We start from the raw sequence: 21,398 nt of genomic DNA on the forward strand, positions 1-21,398 counted from the left end.
GCGTGTTTATCCGCAGTCTTATAGTGCTTCTGAATACAAGAAGCCTTCGAAAGTCTGGAAAAGTCATTAAGAAGTGTCGTTGTGTCGTGTGTTTCAAGTATGGAGTTGAGGTGCGCTGGTTTTTTCTATAAAACCATATGATGCGAGATTTTCGGCAGACATTGGATCGACTCGGGCAACGGGGGCGTTATCGCACTTTGATGTTGCCTGCGGGAATTGACCTCACCTCGAATGATTATCTGGGGTTGGCGAGTAGTGTGTATTTACGGGAATGTGCACTCAAATTTTTACAAAATGGCGGGGTGATCGGTGCTGGCGGGTCGCGATTATTGCGCGGGCATACGGATGCTCATGCGGCACTCGAAGATTTTGCGGCGGGGTATTTTTCTGCGCCGAAATCATTGTATTTTGCGACTGGCTTTCAGGCTAATAGTGCGTTGTTTCAAACGCTTTGCACACGTCATGATACGATTATTTTTGATGAATTTGTTCATGCGAGTGCGCGTGAGGGGATTCAGAATTCAAACGCGCAGCATATTAAGGCCGTGCATAATGATGTAAATTCTTTCGAAGAGGCACTTAGAAAAGCAAAGGCGCAGCAAAAAAAAGATGGTCAAATATGGGTTGCAGTAGAGAGCGTGTATTCGATGGATGGGGATATTGCGCCGTTGAAGGCGCTGTATGGGTTGGCTGAAGATTATGATGCGGTTTTGGTCGTTGATGAGGCGCATGCGACTGGCGTTATGGGGCGGGCTGGTAAAGGGCTGGCGTATGAATTGTATTCGTCATTGCGAGCGCAGCGAAGCAATCCAGAAAAAATAGATTGCTTCGTCGCAGATACTCCTCGCAATGACGTTTGGCCGGATAATTTAATTGTTTTGCATACCTGCGGTAAGGCGATCGGTGTGGCTGGCGGCTTGGTGTGCGGATCTGAGGCGATAATTGATTTCATGATCAATGCTGCGCGGGGGTTTATTTATTCGACCGCGCCGTTGCCGTTACAGGTGCATTTGGTGCAAAAATCCCTGGAATGGATTGCTTCAGAGGAGGGGGAGATTGCACGGAAAAAACTTGCAGGCCTTTCGAGAAAAGCGCAGCAATCATTTGGCGGGCCGGGAACGCATATTGTTCCGATTATGTTGGGCGATGATGCATATGCGTTGGATGTTGCGCAAAAACTGCAGCAAAAAGGATATGATATTCGCGCGATTCGTCCGCCGACGGTGCCAGAAGGCACTGCGCGGTTGCGACTTTCTCTGAGTGCGGCGTTGGATAAGGTGCGGCTGGATCAATTTGCTGCGGATCTGGATGGTTTTTTGGAACGAAAGGCTGCGTAGATGAGTAATAGGTGCATTATCACGGGTACGGATACGGGGATCGGGAAGACGGTTGTGTCCGCGATGCTCGCGCTGGCACTCGGGGCGACATACTGGAAGCCTGTACAATCGGGCGTGGAAGGCGGCGTGGATACGCGCGCTGTGCAGAAGATGACGGGATTGCCGTTGGAGCGGTTTCTGCCGGAAAGCTATGTGTTTACTGAAAGTCTTTCTCCGCATCGGGCTGCGGAATTGGATGAGGCGGAGATTGATGTGGAGAGTTTGGTGATTCCTGAGGTTGATGGTCCGCTTATTATTGAAGGTGCGGGTGGGCTTATGGTGCCTTTGACGCGTCAGAATTTGCTGGTTAATTTGTTTAAACGTTGGAATGAAGATCCTGTGAATGGAGGGCGCGTGCCGGTGATTTTGGTTGCGCGTACGGGCTTGGGGACGATTAACCACACATTGCTTTCGCTTGAGGCGCTTTGGAGCCGTAAGATCCCGGTGCATGGAATTATTTTTGTTGGCGATGAAAATGAAGATAATATGCGTACAATCGGTGAATTTTCAGACGTAAAAGTGCTGGGGCGTCTTCCAATGCTTGACTCTTTGGATGCAAAAAGTCTTACTGATGCTTTCGAGCAAAATTTTGATTTAAGTGATTTTTAGATGAGACGTATTTCACCTATATGGCATCCTATGACTCAGCATAAGATTTGCGGGCCGGCTTTGCACGTGGACTCTGCGGCTGGTGCACGTTTGAAATTGCGTGGCGGGCAGGAGATTATTGACGGGATTTCAAGCTGGTGGGTCAATACGCACGGGCATTGTCATCCGAAAATTGTTGAGGCGGTGCGCGCGCAGGCCGGGAAGCTGGAGCAAGTGATTTTTGCCGGCTTTACGCATGATCCGGCGGAGAAGTTGACGCGTAAATTGCTTTCAACTGTGCATGGGACTTTTGAGGGCAAGGACGGTTCGGCGCTGGATTACGTGTTTTATTCCGATAGCGGTTCAACGGCGATAGAAGTTGCGTTGAAAATGGCGATTGGTTTTCATGAAAATGCAGGTGAGCAGCGTCATAAGGTGATTGCGCTGGAGGGCGGATATCATGGCGATACATTTGGCGCGATGGCAGCGGGATCTCGCAGTGTTTTTAATGTGCTTTACGAGCCGTTTTTGTTTGACGTCAAGCATGTGCCGTTTCCGAAAACAGGCGAGGAGATGCGCAGCCTGGCGTGGCTGGATAAATGGCTGAAGAAATTCGGTTCGCAGACAGCAGCCTTTGTGTTTGAGCCTTTGGTGCAAGGTGCGGCCGGAATGCGCGTCTATTCTCCCAAGGTTTTAGGAAAGATGGCGCAGATGTGCCGTGAGCATGGCGTGCTTTTGATCGCTGATGAGGTGATGACGGGTTTTGGCCGTACGGGTTCCATGTTTGCTTGTGAGCAGGCAGATTTTACACCGGATCTTTTGTGTTTATCGAAGGGGCTGACGGGCGGTTTTCTACCAATGGGCGCGACGCTGGCGACCGAAGAAATTTATAAGGCTTTTTATCATGATGAAAAGGCCAAGCAGTTTTTTCACTCAACGAGTTTTACAGGCAATCCGCTGGCGTGCGTTGCGGCACTGGCATCTTTGGAGATTTGGGATGAAGAGCCGGTGATGGAGCAGATTGCTGCGATTGAGGCTTCTCATCTTAAAGCCGCCGGGTGGTATAGCGCGCGCCCTGATGTTATGGATGTGCGGGTGAAAGGCAGCATCTTTGCTATCGATGTACGCGATGATGTGAACGGGTATTTGTCTTCTATCGGTCATGAGATTTATGATTTTATGCTTGCAAATGGTGTTCTTCTTCGTCCGATCGGCAATACTGTCTATATTCTTCCGCCTTATTGCATAGATCAGCAGGATCTGGAGTGCATCTATGAAACGTTGTGGCGGTCTTTGGACAGTTTTCGGAATGATTGTTTCCAGCAGGCTGCATAGGTTTTTCCGTGCGGGTTTTTATCACTTTGGATAAGCGTTTAAGAGTATGATTTTGGGGGTTTCTCGGCCTAAGGCCCTATGCTAGTATCCGATTCCCATATCATGTACCTAATATGAAAGATTTTGCTATGAAACTGAGCATTGAGCGCGCATCCCTTCTTCGATCCCTTGGTCATGTCCAAAGCGTTGTGGAGCGCCGCAATACTATTCCTATCCTTTCCAATGTTTTGATGAAGGCGGAGGATGGTGTGTTGTCTCTGGCGACGACCGATATGGATCTGGAAATTGACGAATCGGTGGCGGCGGATATTAAAGAGCCAGGCGCAACGACAGTGCCGGCTCATACGCTGCACGACATTGTGCGTAAATTGCCGGAGGATAGCGATGTGGAGCTTACACTGAATGCGGAAGGCACACAGATGAGCGTGAAGGCGGGACGTTCACAGTTTAAGCTGAGCTGTTTGCAGACAACGGACTTCCCGGAAATCGGCGCTGGTGATTTGCCGAACGGATTTGCGATTCCGGCGGCGGATTTGCGGGCGCTTATTGACCGGACGAAGTTTGCGATGAGCACGGAGGAGACCCGTTATTATCTAAACGGGATTTACCTGCATGAAGCTGACCAAGACGGCGTGAAGGTTTTGCGCGCCGTGGCTACAGACGGGCACCGCCTGGCGCGGTTTGAGATGCCGCTTCCCGAAGGGGCTGGCGGAATGCCTGGCATTATTATTCCGCGCAAGACGATTGGCGAGCTGCGCAAGCTGGTCGATGAAGCGGCGGATGCGATTCAGATTACGCTGTCTGAGAGTAAGATCCGGTTTGCGTTCGATCATATCGTGCTGACCTCAAAGCTGATTGACGGGACGTTCCCGGATTATCAGCGCGTTATTCCTGCAGGCAATGACAAGATTGTTGAGGTGGATGCGAAAATGCTGACCAGCGCGGTTGATCGTGTTTCGACGATTTCCGATGGCAAGAGCCGGGCGATTAAAATTGCGCTGAATGGCAAGCAAATGACGGTTTCGGCGAGCAGCGCTGAATCCGGCAGTGCGACCGAAGAGGTTGAGGTCAATGGTGAGACGGATATTGAGATTGGTTTTAACGCGAAATATCTGCTGGATATTACCTCGCAGATTGAAGGCGAGGGGTGCCGGTTGACGCTGGCCGATCCGGCCAGCCCGACGATTATTCAGGATAATTCCGATCCATCGGCGCTCTATGTTTTGATGCCGCTACGGGTTTAGCAATCTTCGTCTTTTGGTCTGCAAATAAAGATTTTCTCCGCTTTCCGGTGCTCGCGTATATTTAATACGCTGTGCGCCGGTTCTCGAAAATCTTCATTTTCGACTCAAAATACTTTGATTGCCGTTTTGGCTTGATGTCATCTGTTCATTCTATCAGGAGAGTTTCATGAAAGCGGTGTTTCTGGATTTTGATACCTATTATCCGCGGGGTCTTGATGTTTCCGGGCTTGAGGTGGCAGTCGATGATTTTGTTTTTCACGGATTTAGCGCGCCGGAGGATGTTGTGGAGCGTATTGCTGGCGCGGAGATTGTTTTGACGAACAAGGTTGTGTTGTCTGCTGAAATTATTGCGCAGGCGCCGGATTTGAAGCTGATCGTGGCCGGGGCGACGGGGTATAACAATATTGATGTGGCGGCGGCGCGCGGGGCGGGCGTGAGTGTGTGCAATGTGCGCGGGTATTCGACCCCGGCGGTGAGCCAGCATGTTTTTATGCTTATTCTTGCTTTGCGTTCGCAGATTATGGCCTATCACGCCGATGTCAAAGCCGGGCGCTGGCAGGAAAGCCGCGATTTTTGTTTTCTGGATTATCCCATCCATGAGCTGGCCGGTCAGACGCTGGGTATTGTTGGTTACGGTAATCTGGGGCGCAGCGTTGAGGCGCTTGCCAAGACGTTCGGCATGGAGGTCTTGCTTGCCGATCATAAGGGCCTGCGCGAAGTGCGGGGTGGGCGCACTCCATTTGATGAGGTGATTGCGCGCGCCGATGTGCTTACTTTGCATTGCCCGCTTACGCCGGAAACGATAGATTTGATTGGAGCGCAGGAGCTTAAGGCGATGAAGAATTCAGCATTGCTGATCAATACGGCGCGCGGCGGTGTTGTCAATGAAGAGGCGCTGGCGAGCGCTTTGAAAGATGGTGAGATCGCCGGGGCGGGGGTCGATGTGCTTTCGCAAGAGCCGCCGAGCGATGGGAATTCATTGCTTGATCCTGACATTCTGAATTTAATTGTGACACCGCATGTCGCTTGGGCGAGCCGTCAGGCCTGTCAGCGTTTGTTCGATCAGGTGGTTGAGGTTCTAGAGGCCTATAAATCCGGTGCGCTGATGAATGTCGTCAATTGATTAGGAGCAGTTTGGCGTTCCATCGCGTTTGACCGGCTTGGTGCAGTGGATTTTTTTGAGTAATCTTTCCCCGTTATAGCAGTGGCCTTCGGTTGAATTGATCGCGGCGGCCTGGGCTGTGAACATTTCGCATTCTTCTAATGAATTCACTCGTACGAACAGCAGGTTTTGATAGTTTTGAACCCACATATGGGTGGCAGGCGTATAGTTTTTTTTCTGTGCTTGAGCGGGTGAAAAATTATAGATAAGCGCACATAAGAGGATAAAAGCCCCTATAATGATTTTTAACTGCATGACGAATCCCGTTTTCAAATCTGAGTTGTTGATGACTATATGACATTTATCCGGAACCTCAAACTTCACAATTTTCGTTGTTATGAAAGGGCTGAATTTTCGGCGTTGCATGCTGGGCTAATCGTTTTGCATGGGGCGAATGGTGCGGGCAAGACTAATGTTTTGGAGGCGGTGTCTTTGTTGTCGCCGGGGCGGGGTTTGCGCGGGGCGAAAATGGCGGAGATTCAATCCCAAGATACGCCGAAGGGTGCAGGAACCCCGTGGGCGGTGGCGGCGCAGGTGCAGACGGAATACGGCCTGGTGCAGGTTGGGACGGGGCTGGAGCCATCCGGGGATAAGCGGCTGATCCGGGTGAATGGTGAAAATGTGCGCGGGCAAGCGGCGCTGGCGGAATATGTGGCTTGCGTTTGGCTGACGCCGCAGATGGACCGGCTGTTTATCGATTCGGCGTCGCATCGGCGCAGGTTTCTGGACCGGCTGGTGTTCGGGTTTGATCCGGGGCATTCGGGGCGCGTGAGCCGCTATGAAAATGCGATGCGTCAGCGCTCGAAGTTATTGCAAGAAGGCGGGGCGGATGCGAGTTGGCTGGATTCTCTGGAGGCGCAGATGGCGGAAACGGGGACGGCTATTGCGGCGGCGAGGCTGGATTTTGCCCAGCGTTTACAGAGCGCGTGCTTGGCAGCGGAGAATGCACATTTCCCCACAGCACATTTAGCGGTGCATGGAACGCTTGAGGGGGTGTTGGCCTCAGCAACAGCGTTGGAGGTTGAGGAGATGTTTACCTATGCCCTCAAGGATTCACGGGTGCGGGATGCGCTGACCGGTGGGGCGGCTACGGGGCCGCATAAGTCGGATTTGCTGGTGCACTATATTGCGAAAGATATGGCGGCGGATCAGTGTTCGACTGGGGAGCAGAAGGCTTTGCTGATCGGGATTACGCTGGCGCATGCGCGGTTGATTGCTGGAGAGCGTGGTTTTGCGCCGGTTTTATTGCTTGATGAGGTAGCCGCGCATCTCGATGAAGAGCGCCGGGCTGGGTTGTATGCATTGCTCGAAGAACTGAGCGGGCAGGTTTGGCTGACGGGTACGGACGGGGCGCTGTTTAGCGCCATTGAGGGCAGCGCACAGTTTTTTGAAGTGCAGGATGGAGCGGTTAAAAACCTTACTCAAAATCGTTCAGCAGCTTAAGGACCACATCATTCTGCTCCGGGGTGCCGATGGAGATGCGGATGCAGTTTTCGGTGCCGGGTTTGGTTGAAAAATCACGAATGATCACGTTGTTCTCGGCGGCGAATTTTACAAATTCTTCGGCTTTATTCATTTTCACAAGCAGGAAATTGGCATCGGAGGGGTATGTATATTTTACATAATGCGATTTCTGTAGAAGAGGGAGGATGCGGTTTCTTTCTTCGATAAGCTTAGCGACGTTGGCTTTGGCCAGCGGGCGGATGTCATCGGACAGGACATGCAGGGCAGCCTCGACGCTGGCGCGGGGCAGTGGGTAGGCATCGAGGGCTTTGGCTTTGACCAGAGCGATGAAGTCGGTATCGGCGCTGAGGAATGTGCCCATCCGCATGCCGGCCATCGCGTAGCTTTTCGACAAGGTGCGCAGGATGATCAGGTTCGGGTGATCAGCGAGCGATGAAGTCATTGAGCCTTGCGAAGAAAATTCGGCGTAGGTTTCATCGAGGATGACGGCGGCCTGGCCCTCGGTTTCGCGGCAAATTTCGGCGATTTGATCATGGGGGAAACTCGTGCCGGTCGGGTTGTTGGGTGAGCAGATATAGATCAGTTTGATGTTTTGGCCCGGAGTGAAGGTGGCGTTCACAATGGCTTTTTGATCGAGCGTGAACGTGCCGTCGGTTTTGCGGAGCGGCACTTCGAGCACATCGGCGGGCATGGCTTTGGCATCAACGCCGTACATGCCAAAGGTCGGCGGGCAGGTGAGGACGGCGTCTTTGTGCGGTTCGCAGAATAGTTTGGTAAGAATAACGATGGCTTCATCGGCGCCGCGGGTCATGACGATCTGGTCAGGTTTAACCCCATAGGCGTTTGCATAGGCGGCGGCAAGGGACTTGGGCTGGGGCTCCGGATAGCGGTTAAAGCCTTCCAGACCCGGCAATTCATACGGGTTTTCATTGGCGTTGAGGAAGATTTTTTCAGCCGATTTATCACTTTCCATCCCGGCGGAAACATAGCCTTGCAGGTCTATGTAATGCGGGCGGAGAAGGTTTTTGAGTGCTGGGTTCATGATCTTTGCTTATAAGCATTTGATTTAAAAGGCAATAGTAAATGTTCTTCAGTTTGTTTTTCATTTTTGGAGGGGGTGGGGGTGTTTTTGATTTTGCGGCGGATTTTGGGCGCAAGGGTGGCGCGATGCTGCAGAGAATTTATAGGAAATAATTCCTTTGGTCAAGCCTAAATTAAGTGCGAATTTTTACAGGAAGACGGAAAGGCAGGGAGGGTGAGAAGAGGGGCTAAAAAACTGCCTTTAAAAAATCAATTATTTCAATATCTTAAAGTGTAAAAAAAGGCGTAAAAAAACGTGTTTTGGCCTGTCTTTCTACCAGAGCGTATGCTATACCATATACTTGCCTGAAACCAAGAGTAAACAAGGCTTTTAAAAGAATTTTAAGGACGAACGAAAATCATGAGTGAAGCAGCAGAAAATCTGGTCCCCAAGCGTGGCGATAATGACGACTATGGCGCGGATTCGATTAAGGTTTTGCGCGGGCTGGATGCCGTGCGCAAACGTCCGGGGATGTATATCGGGGACACCGATGACGGGACCGGACTGCATCACATGGTTTATGAGGTGGTTGATAACGCGATTGATGAAAGCCTTGCCGGGTATTGCGACCGGATTGATGTGATTTTGAATGCTGACGGGTCGGTGACCGTGAAGGATAATGGGCGCGGGATTCCTGTGGGAGAGCACAAGGAAGAGAAGGTTTCGGCAGCACAGGTGATTATGACTCAGCTACATGCCGGGGGAAAATTCGATCAAAATTCCTATAAAGTGTCCGGCGGTTTGCACGGGGTTGGTGTGTCGGTGGTTAACGCTTTGTCTGAATATCTCGATTTGAATATCAAGCGCGAGGGCAAAGAATGGTATATGCGCTTTAAAATGGGTGAGGCGGGAGAAGATTTGAAGCCGATTCGGGATCTTGACGATGGTGAGCGGACCGGCACACAGGTGACATTCCTGCCTTCGCCTAAGACGTTTACGCAGACGGAATATGATTTTAAAACGTTGGAAAACCGCTTGCGGGAGCTGGCATTCTTAAATTCGGGCGTGAATATTTATTTGAGCGACAATCGCCCGGAAAATGAAGAAGAGCGCGTGCAAACGCATTTGCATTATGAAGGCGGAATTCAGAGCTTTGTTGAATATCTCGACCGGACGAAGAAATCGATGCTGGAAGCGCCGATCTCGATCGTGACCGAGGATGAAGAAAGCGGTGTGACGGTTGAGGCAGCGCTGGAATGGACGGATGCGTATCACGAAACGATGTTGTGTTTTACCAATAATATTCCTCAGCGCGATGGCGGGACTCACCTGGCGGGTTTCCGTGGCGCTCTGACGCGGGTGGTCGGGAAATATGCCGAAGAAAAGGGTCTAACCAAGAAAGACAAGATCAAGCTGACCGGTGAGGATATGCGCGAGGGGTTGACTTGCGTGCTCTCTGTGAAAGTACCAGATCCGAAATTTAGCTCGCAGACGAAGGACAAGCTGGTGTCATCAGAAGTGCGTCCGGTCGTGGAAAATGTGATTGGGGAGAAACTGGCGGAATGGCTGGAGGAAAATCCGGCTGAGGCTAAGGTGATTGTTGGCAAGATTGCCGAAGCGGCTCAAGCGCGCGAGGCGGCGCGGAAGGCACGTGAAATGACACGGCGTAAGGGTGTGATGGATGTGTCCAACCTGCCCGGTAAGCTTGCGGATTGCCAGAGCAAAGACCCGGCGGTATCCGAGATTTTCATCGTTGAGGGAGACTCGGCGGGTGGATCTGCGAAACAGGCGCGTGATCGTCATAATCAGGCGATTTTGCCGCTGCGTGGGAAGATTTTGAATACCGAGCGGGCGCGTTTTGATAAGATGCTCGGCTCCGAACAGGTTGGAACGCTGATCACGGCGCTGGGGACTTCGATCGGGGACGAGTTTAATATCGAGAAGGCGCGGTATCACAAAATTATCATCATGACCGATGCGGACGTTGACGGTTCGCACATTCGTACGTTGCTGTTGACGTTCTTTTTCCGTTACATGCCGCAGGTAATTGAGAACGGGTATTTGTATATCGCTCAGCCGCCCTTGTTTAAGGTGAAGCGCGGGAATTCGGCGGAAGTGTATTTGAAGGATGAGCGTGAGCTTGATGATTATCTGATTCAGTCGGCGTTGAATGATTTGGTGATTGTTGATGGCAACGGCCAAACGCGTAGCGGTGAAGATTTGCGGGACCTGCTGTTGCAATCGCGTAAGCTGCGAAATTCGATCAATGCGCTGACACAGCGGGCCGGTAATCGGCGGGTCATTGAACAGGCGGCGATTGCCGGGGCGTTTGATGAAAAGGTCCAGGGTGATGAAAAGGCTGGCGCGGCGGCGGCGGCGAAAGTGGCCGAGCGGCTCAATGCGCGCGCGGCGAAAAATGCCAAGACCTGGGAAGGGTTTTATACGCTGGATAAGGGTTACACGTTTAAACGCGTACAGCGCGGCGTGACCGAAAGTGTACGTATTTCTGCCGATCGTGTGCGCAGTGCCGATGCAGTGCGGTTGCAGGCGGCCGCCGAGTGGCTTGCTGAGGTGTTTGAAAACCCGGTTGAAATTCGGCAAGGGGATAAAGTGCTGACCACGGTCAACGGGCCGGCGGCGTTGTATGACCGGGTGATGGAAGCCGGGCGTAAAGGCATGGCGATTTCGCGCTATAAGGGTTTGGGGGAAATGAACCCTGAGCAGCTGTGGGAGACAACGCTGGACCCGAATGTGCGTACGCTGTTGCAGGTGAATGTTGCCGATGCGGTGAAGGCGGATGAGATTTTCTCGACCCTGATGGGTGATGTCGTTGAGCCGAGACGTGAGTTTATTCAGGATAATGCGCTGAAGGCCGAGGTGGACGCCTGATCTGTCATCCCGAGCGCAGTCGAGGGATCTGATTATTTAACCACTAAGGCCACTAAGCTTTTAGTGTCATGCCCGCTTCTTTATGTGGGCATCTGGGATTTTAACTGAAGAGACGCAGAGTTTTATGGTTCCAAAAGTAGTGATTTTTATGGTTGTAAAAGCAATGAAAACCGGCCTTGATATTTTTGATAATGTTTCTGGAAAACATCAGAGGTGGAAAGAAAGAAAAGTTTTAGCAATCGTTGCAGACGCTATCTTAAATCATGGTTGTTACACACCGCGTCTTGTTTCTGATCGTACAGAAATTGATGACTTTAAGGTTGTGAATGTATTGCGTGATTTTCAAGATCGGGGTGCTATTTGTATTCTTGCAGGTGGCAGTTTGGAAATTGTTCAATTTGAGGTTACGGATGAATCTTATTTAAGAACATTAATATCATGAATAGCAAATCTCTGTGACTCTGTGACTCTGTGGTTTGAAATATTATCAAAGGAGAAAGATGATGCGTGGATTGGTGTTGGCTGTGGTGATGGTTTTGGTTTCGGCCCCGATTTTTGCAGGCGTGGCGCGGGCAGAGATGACCTTGAGCAGTTCGGCCATTGCCGAAGGGACGAGTATTGAGAATGCGCAAGTGTTTAACGGTTTTGGGTGCACGGGCGAGAATATTTCCCCGACATTGTCTTGGGATGGCGTGCCGGAAGTGGCCAAGAGCTTGGCGCTGACTGTGTATGACCCGGATGCGCCGACGGGGTCGGGCTGGTGGCATTGGGTGGTGTTTAACCTGCCGATTGAAACGCGCGCTTTGCCAGCCGGGGCGAGCAAAAGCGAGGCGATGCCCGAAGGCGCGGTTGAAAGCATGACGGATTTTGGCGCGCCCGGTTATGGCGGGCCGTGTCCGCCGGTTGGCGATGCGCCGCATCATTATATCTTCACGTTGCATGCGCTGGATGTTGAAACGCTGGATCTGGGAGAAAGCACCCCGGCGGCGCAGGTGGGGTATTTCCTTAATGCGCATAGCGTTGGTAAGGCCAGCTTTACCGGGATGTATAGTCGTTAGTTTTAATGCGCTCAGTGCTTAAAAAACTTTCAGCCCTCGTTAATGTCGCGCATCAGCGCGATCAGTTGATCAAGTTCGGTCTGTTGTTGGGCGTGCTGGCGGCGTATTTCGGGTATCTGTCATGGGAATATGATCTGGCGACGGGCGGGACGTTGGCGCTGCTGAGCTGGAGCTTTTTTGTGTTGTGTACGCCGGTGGCCGATGCCGGTTTTTTGCTGGATTTTCCGGTGCGCCTGATTACCGGGGTCAAAATGCTTTATACCGAAATCGCCGTATGGGTACTGGCGTTTGGCATCAATATCTGGGCGATGAATTTTGCCGTCGATGCGTATGACAAGACGGCGCTGACGCGGTTGTTCCATGAAATTTTGGTAACGCCGTGGCCGCACTGGGGAATTATTGTATTGTGCGGCATGGGGACGTTTTTGTCGGTGATTTTTGGTGATGAGGTGCTGGATGTGGCTTCGCATAAGGCGCGGGTCCAGCATCACAAGCACGGTTTTGTCTGGCGGGTGCTGGCGGTGGTGACGTTTTTTGGGTTGATTGTCGCGGCCTATTATCACCTTATCGAGTCGTTAGGGATTGAAAAGATCATCAATGGCGGGTAGTTTCCGTTTGTCATTGCTGCCCTTTTAGTCCGCAAAGTGCTTTAAGAAACGGTCTCGGTTGGATCTGGTTGTTCTGTTTTATCGACCCAGTCAAAACGTATGTCATCACAACGCCAGCCATTAAACATATCTGGTTTTGAGCTTTTAATACCAACCAGGACAGCATTTTTTCCAAAGACTTTTGTTAAGTGACTCTGCACTCTTTGCGTGTCAAATCTGCCCTGATTATTAACAACCCCGAGTTCCAGAAATCTTTGGGCCTCTTGCCTATCTTCGTTGAGCTTTTTGTCGCCCGGTGTCATTGGGGTATTTCCAGTGCGAGGAAAATACCAATGCAATGTTAAGCCATCATATTGCTCAGCGTTTTGTTCTAAAGTCCAATCGTAGTAAGACATGTCAAATCTCCTTGAGTTGGCTTATACATATGATTATGTCAACAAAAACAGAGCTGTATTTTCCAAAAGGATTTGTTTACAACACTTGGCATGACTTCACTTGCGGAAAAATTATCGGACATTGTTGGGGCGGCGTTTGAGCGCCAAGGTTTGCCTGTGGAATTGGGCGTGGTGCGGGTGAGTGATCGGCCGGATTTGTGTCAGTTTCAGTGTAACGGGGCGATGGCGGCGGCGAAATTTTTAAAGCCGAACAACGCTGATGGCGTTGCTTCGGGGGCGAAGAAAAACCCGCGGGAAGTGGCGCAGGCGGTCGTTGAGGCGCTGTCTGACGATGAGACTTTTTCAAAAATTGAAATTGCGGGACCGGGGTTTATTAATCTGAATGTTACGGATGAATTTTTGGCTGTGCATTTGGCTGAAGTTAGAGCGGACGAGCGGTTGGGTGTGGCGCAGAACGGCGCCGGGCAGACGGTTATTCTTGATTATGGCGGGCCGAATATCGCCAAGCCGATGCATGTCGGGCATTTGCGCAGTTCGATTATCGGCGATGCGTTGCGCCGGATGATGAAGGCGGCGGGGTATCAGGCGATTGGTGATGTGCATATGGGCGATTGGGGTACGCCGATGGGGATGATTTTGTCCGAGCTTGAGATTATCGGCCATGATGGGCCGGTGAGTATGGAGCAGCTGGCCGAAATTTATCCGAAGGCTTCAGGGGATTGTAAGGCCGATGAAGCGCGGATGGAGTTGGCGCGGGCGGCGACGAAAAGGCTGCAGGACGGTGATGAGACGTACACCCGCAAATGGCGGCAATTTATCGATATTTCGATTGAGGGGATGCGCGGTAATTTTGACGCGCTGGGCGTGCATTTCGATGAATGGAAGGGTGAGAGCGATGCGCACCCGTTCATTGCAGCGATGATTGAGGATTTGAAAGCTGGCGGTTGGGCGGTTGAGAGCGATGGGGCGTGGGTTGTGCCGGTTGAGCGCGAAGATGATAAGAAAGAGATGCCGCCGCTGATTTTGCTTAAAAAGGATGGGGCTGTGCTGTATGGAACGACCGATCTGGCGACGATCATTGACCGGGTGAGAACGCATAATCCGGACAAGATTGTCTATGTGGTGGATCAGCGTCAGAGTTTGCATTTTGAGCAGGTGTTCCGGGCGGCGGAAAAAGGCGGGCTGGTTCAAGATGGTCGGCCAGAACTCAGCTTTGCCGGGTTTGGGACAATGAACGGGGCGGATGGCAAGCCGTTTAAGACCCGTGCCGGCGGGGTGATGCGGCTGGAGGATTTGATCGCGATGGGCGTTGAAAAAGCGCGGGCGCGGTTGGAGGAAGCTAATCTGGCGGTGGATATGGATGAGGCTGAACGTGAGGAAATTGCGCATAAGGTGGCTTTGGCGGCGATTAAATTTGCCGATTTGCAGAACCAGCGTCAGTCGGATTATGTGTTTGATCTGGACCGGATGACCTCGTTTGAAGGCAAGACGGGGCCGTATTTGTTGTACCAAGCCGTGCGGATTCAGTCTTTGCTGCGCAAAGCGGGTGACAGTGAACAGTGGACGGTGGACGGTGGTTTTAAGATACAAAATGAAGATCGGGCGCTGGCGTTATTGCTGGGCGAAATGGCTGATCATTTTGAGCTGGCACTGAAGAATACTACGCCGCATGTGCTGTGTGATTATGCGTACAGGCTGGCGCAGGCGTTTAGTTCTTTCTATGGGAACTGTCATATTTTATCGGAAGAGGATGAAGTACTACGTGCGAGCCGATTGGCGTTGTGTGCGCTCATGCATCGGCAGCTTGTGGCGGTGCTCGGCATGTTGGGGATTACGGTGCCGGAGCGGATGTGATTGACATTTGTTTTAATTGGCTTATAATGGCTAAATGCTTGGTATAAATAAAATAAAAATCGGCTCTGCTCTGCTTCTTCAAGTCACGGATATTGATGAGTTTAAGGGGCTGTGGCGCGGGTTGGATCGGCATACGACGGGGTTGCAGCTCTTGGGCGATGTGGCCGATTATGGCGCGAATTTTAAGCAGGTTCTGGGGCCTCTGGAAGAGCATCTGATTACGGTTGACATGATCCGGGCGGTCAATGCGAGCCAGCTTGGAGAAAAAGGCGTGAGTGATTTGAAAACGATGCCAAATCAATTGCCGCTTTCGCGTGGCGATAAAGTGTACGGGACGCTGGATACGGCGGAGCCAGAGCAGGTGGAGCCGGTTCTTCGTAAATTGTGTGAATGGACGAATGATACGCTGGCGCGGCGTGATTTGCATCCGCTTCTTGTGGCGGCGGTGTTTGCGGCGGTGTTTTTGCAGCTCGCGCCGTTTGATACGGGCAATTTGCGGACCGTGCGGTTTTTGATTTTGTTGATTTTGCTGAAATCCGGTTATACGTACGCGCCGTATGTGTCACTTACTCCGATTATGGAGGGGCGCGCAGAGGCATTATATGGGGCGTTGAAAGCCAGTCAGGAGAGCCTTGAGGCCGGTCAGCCGGATTGGGATGTCTGGCTGGCATTTTTCCTGGGCATGTTGCAGGTGCAAAAAGATACGCTGCACACCCGGCTTTATGCGAAAGAGACGGAGTTGCGGGGTTTATCGGCTTTGTCCTCACGGATTATGGCGCTGTTTAAAGATCACAAACGTTTGCAGATGAAAGAGATTATCAAGCTTACCAACGGGCGGCGTGCTACAATTAAATTGCGGTTGCAAGAGTTGGTTGAGGGTGGGTATCTGGTGCGGCATGGCGCAGGCCGCGGTACTTTTTATGCGCTGGTTTAGTAAGCAATGGCGGCTATGATGTTAGCGGACAAGTATGATGTAATAAAAGTGTAGTGTGCCTGCAACGCTTTCTATTGGAGCGCAAAAGGCGGTTGCTCCTTCAAAGCGCGTGTCTTCATCACCTAAAATATTTGTTGTATTAAATATTCCACCACCGCCGCAGCCTCCAAAGGGCTCTGGTCTTGATGTTGCGGTAGGTTCGACGGTCGTAGAAGTTGTTGTAAAATCAGTGGAAATGCCCATTTTACGGTTAATTTCATTGCAAACGAGAGGGTTTAAACTTGAAATGTTTAAGGCCAGATCCGGTGCAGATGTTCCGATGCCTTGTATACTGATTTGACGGATGGTAATATGTCCGGGTTTCGTCCATGCAGCAGGGTATCCGGAGGGAAGTTGGGCTAGGTTTTCAAATCTGGTGGGGCTGATATTACCGCCATCGGGGTGAAATACCTTGCAAGCATCGGAGGTACAATTAGCGTTATTATTCCAGCAGTTATAGTTGCCGTCTTCCAGGAGATAGATTCCGGTGCCGGAATAATCAGTTTGAAAATCAATATCACTTTCAGAGACGCCATTTCGGCGCAGGCGGTTGACGGCGCGCTCGACTTTTTGGGCGTAGGCGAGGATGTCGCTGGCGGCGAGGGCGGCTTCCTGTTTGCTTAAGTTGTTGGTAGTGTCAGATCGCATCCCCCTTGAAATAGAAAGAGACAGTGCGACGAACAGGACAATGCCGAGCAAGATCAGGACGAAGACGTTGCCGGCTTCGCCACTGCGGTTGTTTTTTCTGTCATTGCGATGAAGGTCGAAGGCCTGACGCGGCAAGCCATTTTTGTCTGGATTGCTTCGCTGCGCTCGCAATGACGTGTGCGGATTGTTACTCTGTCGCATTTCTATCCTCGCTGTTCTTGAATAGGGCTTCACGGGCTTTATCGCCGGCATTTTCAATGATGTCTTGAATTTCCTTGGGTAGGGCAGACTTGGTGTTTTGTGCAGGCTCAGCGGTTGGTGGTAGGACAGATGTGGCTGGCGTTACTGGTGGCTGGGGCTCTTGTGCAGCAGAGGGTGTTTCAGCAGGTTGTGCATTCTCATCGATGAGATCTTGCCAGGATTTTGTATCCTCGGTGCCGGTTTTGGTTGGCGCGGCGGTTGGCGGTTGTTGTTGTTTTGTGGCGGGAGGCGTAGCCGGCGGTGGGGTGGTTCGCGTCGGCGGAGAGGCAGGATTTTCCGCAGATTTGTTTGCGCCGAAAAAGCCCATGGGGTTTCCTGATTGTTCAGCGTTTTCTGCTGGCGGTGGGGTGGTTTGCGTCGCTGGCGGCGTGGCTTGTGGCTTTGCGGCTGGGGGTGTGGAGGCCTCAGGTGTTGGCGTTGTTGGTGGAGGAGCGGTTTGTGGCGCTGTCGTTGCCGCAGCCTGCGAGGGAGTGGTTTCAATTTCGTTATCTATGGCATGAACTTCCACGATTGCTGAAATTGCGCGTTCAACTGGCGTTACATCTTTTTTCCTGGGCTTTTCAAATCCTTTTTTAAGGGCGGCTATTTCCGGCGGCGTTTCTACGGCGACGTCGGCGCGCTGGGCCGTCCAGCTTTTATTGACCATCAAATCACGTAGTTTAGTGATCGAGCCGGCGTGCTTCATTATTTCCTCATCCGGCGGTGGCAGGGCGAGGAAACGGGTAACACGCATGGCTTTGGCAAAGCCGGGGTTGGAGTAGAATACCGCGCAATCGACAACGACATCACCAAAGGTGATGACGGCCTGGCCTTCTTTGAAGCCGCGCAAATCGTCATAGCTGGCGCGTGGGCGCATTTGTACGCCGGCTTGTTGGGTGTCGAAGTACGAGCCCATTTCGGTGCCGCCGGCCATCTGGAAGCCTGAAACTTCGGTGACGATGGCCGTGCCGACGGTTTTTTCAAAAAATTCCTTGGTTTCTGTCGGGTCTTCGAGCTTGCCAAAAATCTTGATGTTACAGTTTGCGGTGATGGATTGAGCTTCTTCGCGGACACGTTTTTTCATCGCGGGCAAGTCTTGCCCTGAGAAGATCAGGCAGAAGCCAAGCGACCGGGCCTGGGCGGCCATGACGGCCATGCCTTGCGCGGTATAGTAGCCGACCTCGTCAAATACGGTCATGAACGGGGTGTTGGAGTGGGTGGGTTTGTTTTCAATCACGGAGGCACTGTCGCCTTCCACGGTGGAGCCCAGAGCCGAACCCATCATACCTTTCATGGTGGAGGCAACGATTTTACCAAGGTTGGCGATTTCATCGCCGGATTTTTCAAGGGCCGGGATCAGCACGATCAGGATGCGGCGGTTGAGCACGACATCGACCATGTCGACGTCGGCGGCTTGCGTGTCAAAGATATAGCCGTAATCGTCACCCAAAGATTGCAGCGAGCGGGTGAACTGCATGGCCAGGTAGCCGTGCTGCTGCGAGGCTGTGTTGGTATCATATTGTGGTGTATCGGGGCCGGGCGGTTTGACTTTCCCTTCATCATCATAGGCATCGCCGACAAAGCCTGGCAGGGTATCGAGATAGCCGTCTATACCTTCTCGCAATTCCTTAGGGACGGCGTTGTCACGTTGAAGTTTTATGACATTATTGAGCGAAAGGTAATCGCGAATGGTACGTACGGAAAGCGGCATATCTTGATGATCACGTTTCCATGTCAGGATCGGCATCATTGCTGAAACGAGCGCGACGGCGCGTTCTTTCCACATCGCATTGTCACCTTCGGATTCCGGCATCAGGGAGACCAGCATGTTGACCAAATAGCTGGCGGAACCTGATGAGAACGGGTTCATGGTGTTGGAGGGGGCCTGTACGTCTGCGTTCCCGGTCATGTAGTTGAGGACCAGCAAATCATCATCGCGGCCAAATCGACGGACCAGTGAGGAAAGCGAGGACCAAAGATCGGTATCGGCTTTACCGTCGACATAGACAAAGCCAGACCCCCAAGCCAGCGCGTTGGAGACCATGGATTTTAGGCCTTCGGTTTTACCTGCGCCAGTAGTTCCCAGATACAGTACGTGTGTACGTGCATCGGAGTTGGTAAACCAGACTTCTTCGTTAGTGTTCTCGACATTACCGAGATATAGAATGCCTTCAGGTTTACCGGGTTTGTTGCCGCGGCCGTTGTTGGGGTCCATGAATTTCGCACCCAGCGGCATTTTAAAGGCCAGTGATTTGTCACGGGATCTGAGCCATAGAAAATACAGCAATAAAAACAGTATGATCAGATCGGCAAAGGCCAGTGCCCAGTCGTTCCAAAGGATGGCACCGCCGGCCATGATGAACACGGCTGTTGAATAAGACGGTGTTGTCAGCGCATCGGCAATACGCGTCCACAGCGGACGCACATCCCGAAGGATGGCGGTGTGTTTATGTTCGTATTTCCTTTGGTCTAAAGCCATTTAATTGTCTTCTAAATCCTTTTCAGTGCGTTACTACGCTCCTAAAGTAGTTTACTATTCGTCGTCGCTTGTGCCTTCTGAGAAGAATTTAGAAGACAATTAAGCAGTGCAATAGTCATTGTTACTGGCCTCCGAGGAATGCGTCTGCGGAAACAGGTACCCCTGAGGATGTTTGCGGGTCAATACTGGCAGATGTCGGGGCGTATGCACCGTTTGAACCTATTTGTTTGGGAATTGTTGCTGACCAAAGTGTGAAGAGGATAAACAGGATTACTAACGCAAGCACTGCTCCCAGCCATTTTTTATGGCGTTCTTTTTTCGTCTGTTTAATTTGCACGTGAGAGTGAGTGGTTATTTGGCCGGTATTTTCCGACGCTGGCGGTCTGATGAGGCCGTGGGCGTTTTCCAGCGCCCCTGACGCAGCCATGAGTCCTGTTACTGCTTGTAGTCGGTCTTTAAAGGCTGCAACTTCTACGGTTTCGCCTTTTGGTGTTTTGAGTTTAAGGACATGGTGGCCGGTATTTTCATCGTGAAGAACTTCCAGAGCTGAGGCTTTGGCCTGCGTGAGGTCCATTTGCCAGACTACGGGGCTTATTGCGTCGGGCAAAGAGAGGATGAGTTTGCCGTCAACGACGCTCGCGCTCGCGTCACTTTCTGATTTTTTGGTTTTTAAATTCAGTATCATGGATTTCAGGCTCCTTGGTTTAAGTCTTTTTTAGATAGCTTTTTTGACACCGCGTTTGTTTGATTTGCTGTAGTCAAGCTGTGGGATCGGGCGGGCGCGCCTGCTCCTCATATATTCGCTGATTGTTTCAACGGCGTGGCTTAGTTTGGGCACCGGGATTGGCCGCTGGGTCATTTTTTCGGCCTTGTAGTGTGACATCGCTCCGATGGCTTCGAGGTGGAAAGATTGGCGTCCTAGATTGTTGAGAGGGTACCATAATGTTCGATCAGCACCGCGCAGCCAGACGAATTGCGCCGGAGCTAGGACGCCGCCTTCATCACGCGCGGTGGCTAGTGCGCGCAGAAGAGCGGTGGTAACAAAGGCATGCTGGTTGCATTTCGATAGTATGCCCCCTGATAAGTCTTTGTTTTTAAGTATTTTACGGGCATCTTTGAGCAGGGATTTATCTTGGCTGAGCTTTAAACCGTTTTTATGGGTCCAGCACAGGGCAAGGCGGCTCAGCATGTCATCACATTCGTTTCGTTTGCGCGAGGCTTTCAGGCAGAATGCCGCCAGAAGAATTTGTTGGTAGGGTTTGAGCGCCATTGCGCCTTTCCAGCGACCATAGAGTTGGTGCATAAAGGCTCTGGCAGCGGCTTCTTCGTCAATCTGCCCATCCGGGGCCGGGATGTTATTGTATGCCAGCCATTCTTCGGGGCCCAGAGCTTCGGCAAAGGCGGGCAGTTCTGCGGGAACCGGAGAGCCGGGCGGGCGTGGCGGTTGTGTGGAGGGGTTAAAATCTACGAAAGGTGCAATGATTGGAAAGTTTTTAGCTTGGCGGTGAATTAATCCTTCAAGGCCCAGTCGGCTGCGGTAATGGGTTTTGGGGCCGCTGAAGATGCACCATAGAGCGCCGATTCCGGCAATTATAATCATTGTGATGCGCATGGGAGCCATAGTTGCGGCCGTGAAAAGTTCGAGGTGGTTTATAGTGAGTGCGGTTTTATTGTAATTGGCCATGCCGAAATACAGGCTACGCTGGGGGCTGCGGATTTCTCCTCTTGCTAATTGATCACGGACGATTTGTTCATTGCCGTTGAAAATATCCCAGAAACTTATTTCCCGCCCATAGATAAAGATCTTGTAGGGGGTGTCGATCAGGCCAACGGTTTCCCCAGCCATGATAAACCATTGCAAAATCCAGGCTTCCGTATAGCGGATCCAGCGTACAATATTGCGTACCTCGTCTGACTGATAATACCAAAAAATCCATACAATAACGGCTAGAACCACCAACATGATGGACCAGCCAATAGCGTTTTCGTGTAGTGTATTTTCAGCTTGTTGTCCGCCAGCCAAAGAAAGATCGCCTCTTTAGAAAAGTTACTCTTGCCAGTGTA

Annotated in this window: 19 protein-coding genes; 12 read left to right on the forward strand and 7 right to left on the reverse strand. The window is 51.6% G+C overall.

What is annotated here, in order from left to right; genetic code table 11:
* Nucleotides 1–137 precede the first annotated feature (137 nt).
* The 5 genes from H6859_10130 to H6859_10150 all read left to right on the forward strand — a co-directional run bounded on the left by H6859_10130 (nt 138) and on the right by H6859_10150 (nt 5,666).
* Complete coding sequence (locus H6859_10130) at nt 138–1,337, forward strand: 8-amino-7-oxononanoate synthase (protein USO05479.1); 1,200 nt, start codon at nt 138–140, stop codon at nt 1,335–1,337.
* Complete coding sequence (gene bioD, locus H6859_10135; protein USO05480.1) at nt 1,338–1,985, forward strand: ATP-dependent dethiobiotin synthetase BioD; 648 nt, start codon at nt 1,338–1,340, stop codon at nt 1,983–1,985.
* Nucleotides 1,986–3,299, forward strand: a complete 1,314-nt coding sequence (locus H6859_10140; GenBank protein USO05481.1) for an adenosylmethionine--8-amino-7-oxononanoate transaminase — start codon at nt 1,986–1,988, stop codon at nt 3,297–3,299.
* Between the two features lie 128 nt (nt 3,300–3,427).
* On the forward strand, nt 3,428–4,543 hold the full coding sequence (locus tag H6859_10145; GenBank protein ID USO05482.1) for a DNA polymerase III subunit beta: 1,116 nt from the start codon (nt 3,428–3,430) through the stop codon (nt 4,541–4,543).
* A 166-nt stretch (nt 4,544–4,709) separates the two neighbouring features.
* Nucleotides 4,710–5,666 carry a D-2-hydroxyacid dehydrogenase gene (locus H6859_10150; GenBank protein ID USO05483.1) on the forward strand — a complete coding sequence of 319 codons (957 nt, stop codon included), beginning with the start codon at nt 4,710–4,712 and terminating at the stop codon, nt 5,664–5,666.
* Here the strand turns inward: H6859_10150 and H6859_10155 are convergent, their stop codons facing one another.
* Entirely contained in the window at nt 5,667–5,960 is a 294-nt protein-coding gene (locus H6859_10155) for a hypothetical protein (GenBank protein ID USO05484.1), read from the reverse strand.
* Between the two features lie 39 nt (nt 5,961–5,999).
* Here H6859_10155 and recF point away from each other — a divergent pair, with 39 nt between their 5' ends.
* Complete coding sequence (gene recF, locus H6859_10160; GenBank protein ID USO05485.1) at nt 6,000–7,148, forward strand: DNA replication/repair protein RecF; 1,149 nt, start codon at nt 6,000–6,002, stop codon at nt 7,146–7,148.
* Here the strand turns inward: recF and hisC are convergent.
* Entirely contained in the window at nt 7,123–8,211 is a 1,089-nt protein-coding gene (hisC, locus tag H6859_10165; GenBank protein USO05486.1) for a histidinol-phosphate transaminase, read from the reverse strand. The genes recF and hisC overlap by 26 nt on opposite strands.
* 399 nt (nt 8,212–8,610) lie before the next feature.
* Here hisC and gyrB point away from each other — a divergent pair, with 399 nt between their 5' ends.
* The 4 genes from gyrB (at nt 8,611) to H6859_10185 (ending at nt 12,745) form a co-directional block, all read left to right on the forward strand.
* The gene (gyrB, locus tag H6859_10170; GenBank protein USO05487.1) at nt 8,611–11,079 is read left to right on the forward strand and encodes a DNA topoisomerase (ATP-hydrolyzing) subunit B; all 2,469 of its coding nucleotides are present in this window, start codon (nt 8,611–8,613) and stop codon (nt 11,077–11,079) included.
* A gap of 124 nt (nt 11,080–11,203) precedes the next feature.
* The gene (locus H6859_10175; GenBank protein USO05488.1) at nt 11,204–11,521 is read left to right on the forward strand and encodes a hypothetical protein; all 318 of its coding nucleotides are present in this window, start codon (nt 11,204–11,206) and stop codon (nt 11,519–11,521) included.
* A gap of 61 nt (nt 11,522–11,582) precedes the next feature.
* Nucleotides 11,583–12,137: a YbhB/YbcL family Raf kinase inhibitor-like protein gene (locus H6859_10180; GenBank protein USO06757.1), complete on the forward strand. Its 555-nt coding sequence runs from the start codon at nt 11,583–11,585 to the stop codon at nt 12,135–12,137.
* A gap of 5 nt (nt 12,138–12,142) precedes the next feature.
* Nucleotides 12,143–12,745: a hypothetical protein gene (locus H6859_10185; protein USO05489.1), complete on the forward strand. Its 603-nt coding sequence runs from the start codon at nt 12,143–12,145 to the stop codon at nt 12,743–12,745.
* 41 nt (nt 12,746–12,786) lie between these two features.
* Here the strand turns inward: H6859_10185 and H6859_10190 are convergent, their stop codons facing one another.
* Nucleotides 12,787–13,140 (reverse strand): hypothetical protein, encoded by a 354-nt coding sequence (locus H6859_10190; GenBank protein USO05490.1) that lies wholly within the window; start codon nt 13,138–13,140, stop codon nt 12,787–12,789.
* A gap of 90 nt (nt 13,141–13,230) precedes the next feature.
* Between H6859_10190 and argS the strand changes: the two genes are divergently transcribed.
* Both argS and H6859_10200 read left to right on the forward strand, forming a co-directional pair.
* The gene (gene argS, locus H6859_10195; protein USO06758.1) at nt 13,231–14,994 is read left to right on the forward strand and encodes an arginine--tRNA ligase; all 1,764 of its coding nucleotides are present in this window, start codon (nt 13,231–13,233) and stop codon (nt 14,992–14,994) included.
* Nucleotides 14,995–15,028: 34 nt separating this feature from the next.
* Entirely contained in the window at nt 15,029–15,928 is a 900-nt protein-coding gene (locus H6859_10200; GenBank protein ID USO05491.1) for a Fic family protein, read from the forward strand.
* A gap of 21 nt (nt 15,929–15,949) precedes the next feature.
* Here the strand turns inward: H6859_10200 and H6859_10205 are convergent, their stop codons facing one another.
* The 4 genes from H6859_10205 to H6859_10220 form a co-directional block, all read right to left on the reverse strand.
* Nucleotides 15,950–16,816, reverse strand: a complete 867-nt coding sequence (locus H6859_10205; protein USO05492.1) for a hypothetical protein — start codon at nt 16,814–16,816, stop codon at nt 15,950–15,952.
* Complete coding sequence (locus H6859_10210; GenBank protein ID USO05493.1) at nt 16,803–19,334, reverse strand: TraM recognition domain-containing protein; 2,532 nt, start codon at nt 19,332–19,334, stop codon at nt 16,803–16,805. The genes H6859_10205 and H6859_10210 overlap by 14 nt, the downstream gene beginning before the upstream one ends.
* A 121-nt stretch (nt 19,335–19,455) precedes the next feature.
* Entirely contained in the window at nt 19,456–20,019 is a 564-nt protein-coding gene (locus H6859_10215) for a hypothetical protein (protein USO05494.1), read from the reverse strand.
* Between the two features lie 30 nt (nt 20,020–20,049).
* Complete coding sequence (locus H6859_10220; protein USO06759.1) at nt 20,050–21,297, reverse strand: type IV secretion system protein; 1,248 nt, start codon at nt 21,295–21,297, stop codon at nt 20,050–20,052.
* Nucleotides 21,298–21,398: the final 101 nt, after the last annotated feature.

The sequence above is a fragment of the Rhodospirillales bacterium genome (genome assembly GCA_023898785.1).
Lineage (GTDB): Bacteria > Pseudomonadota > Alphaproteobacteria > Micavibrionales > Micavibrionaceae > TMED27.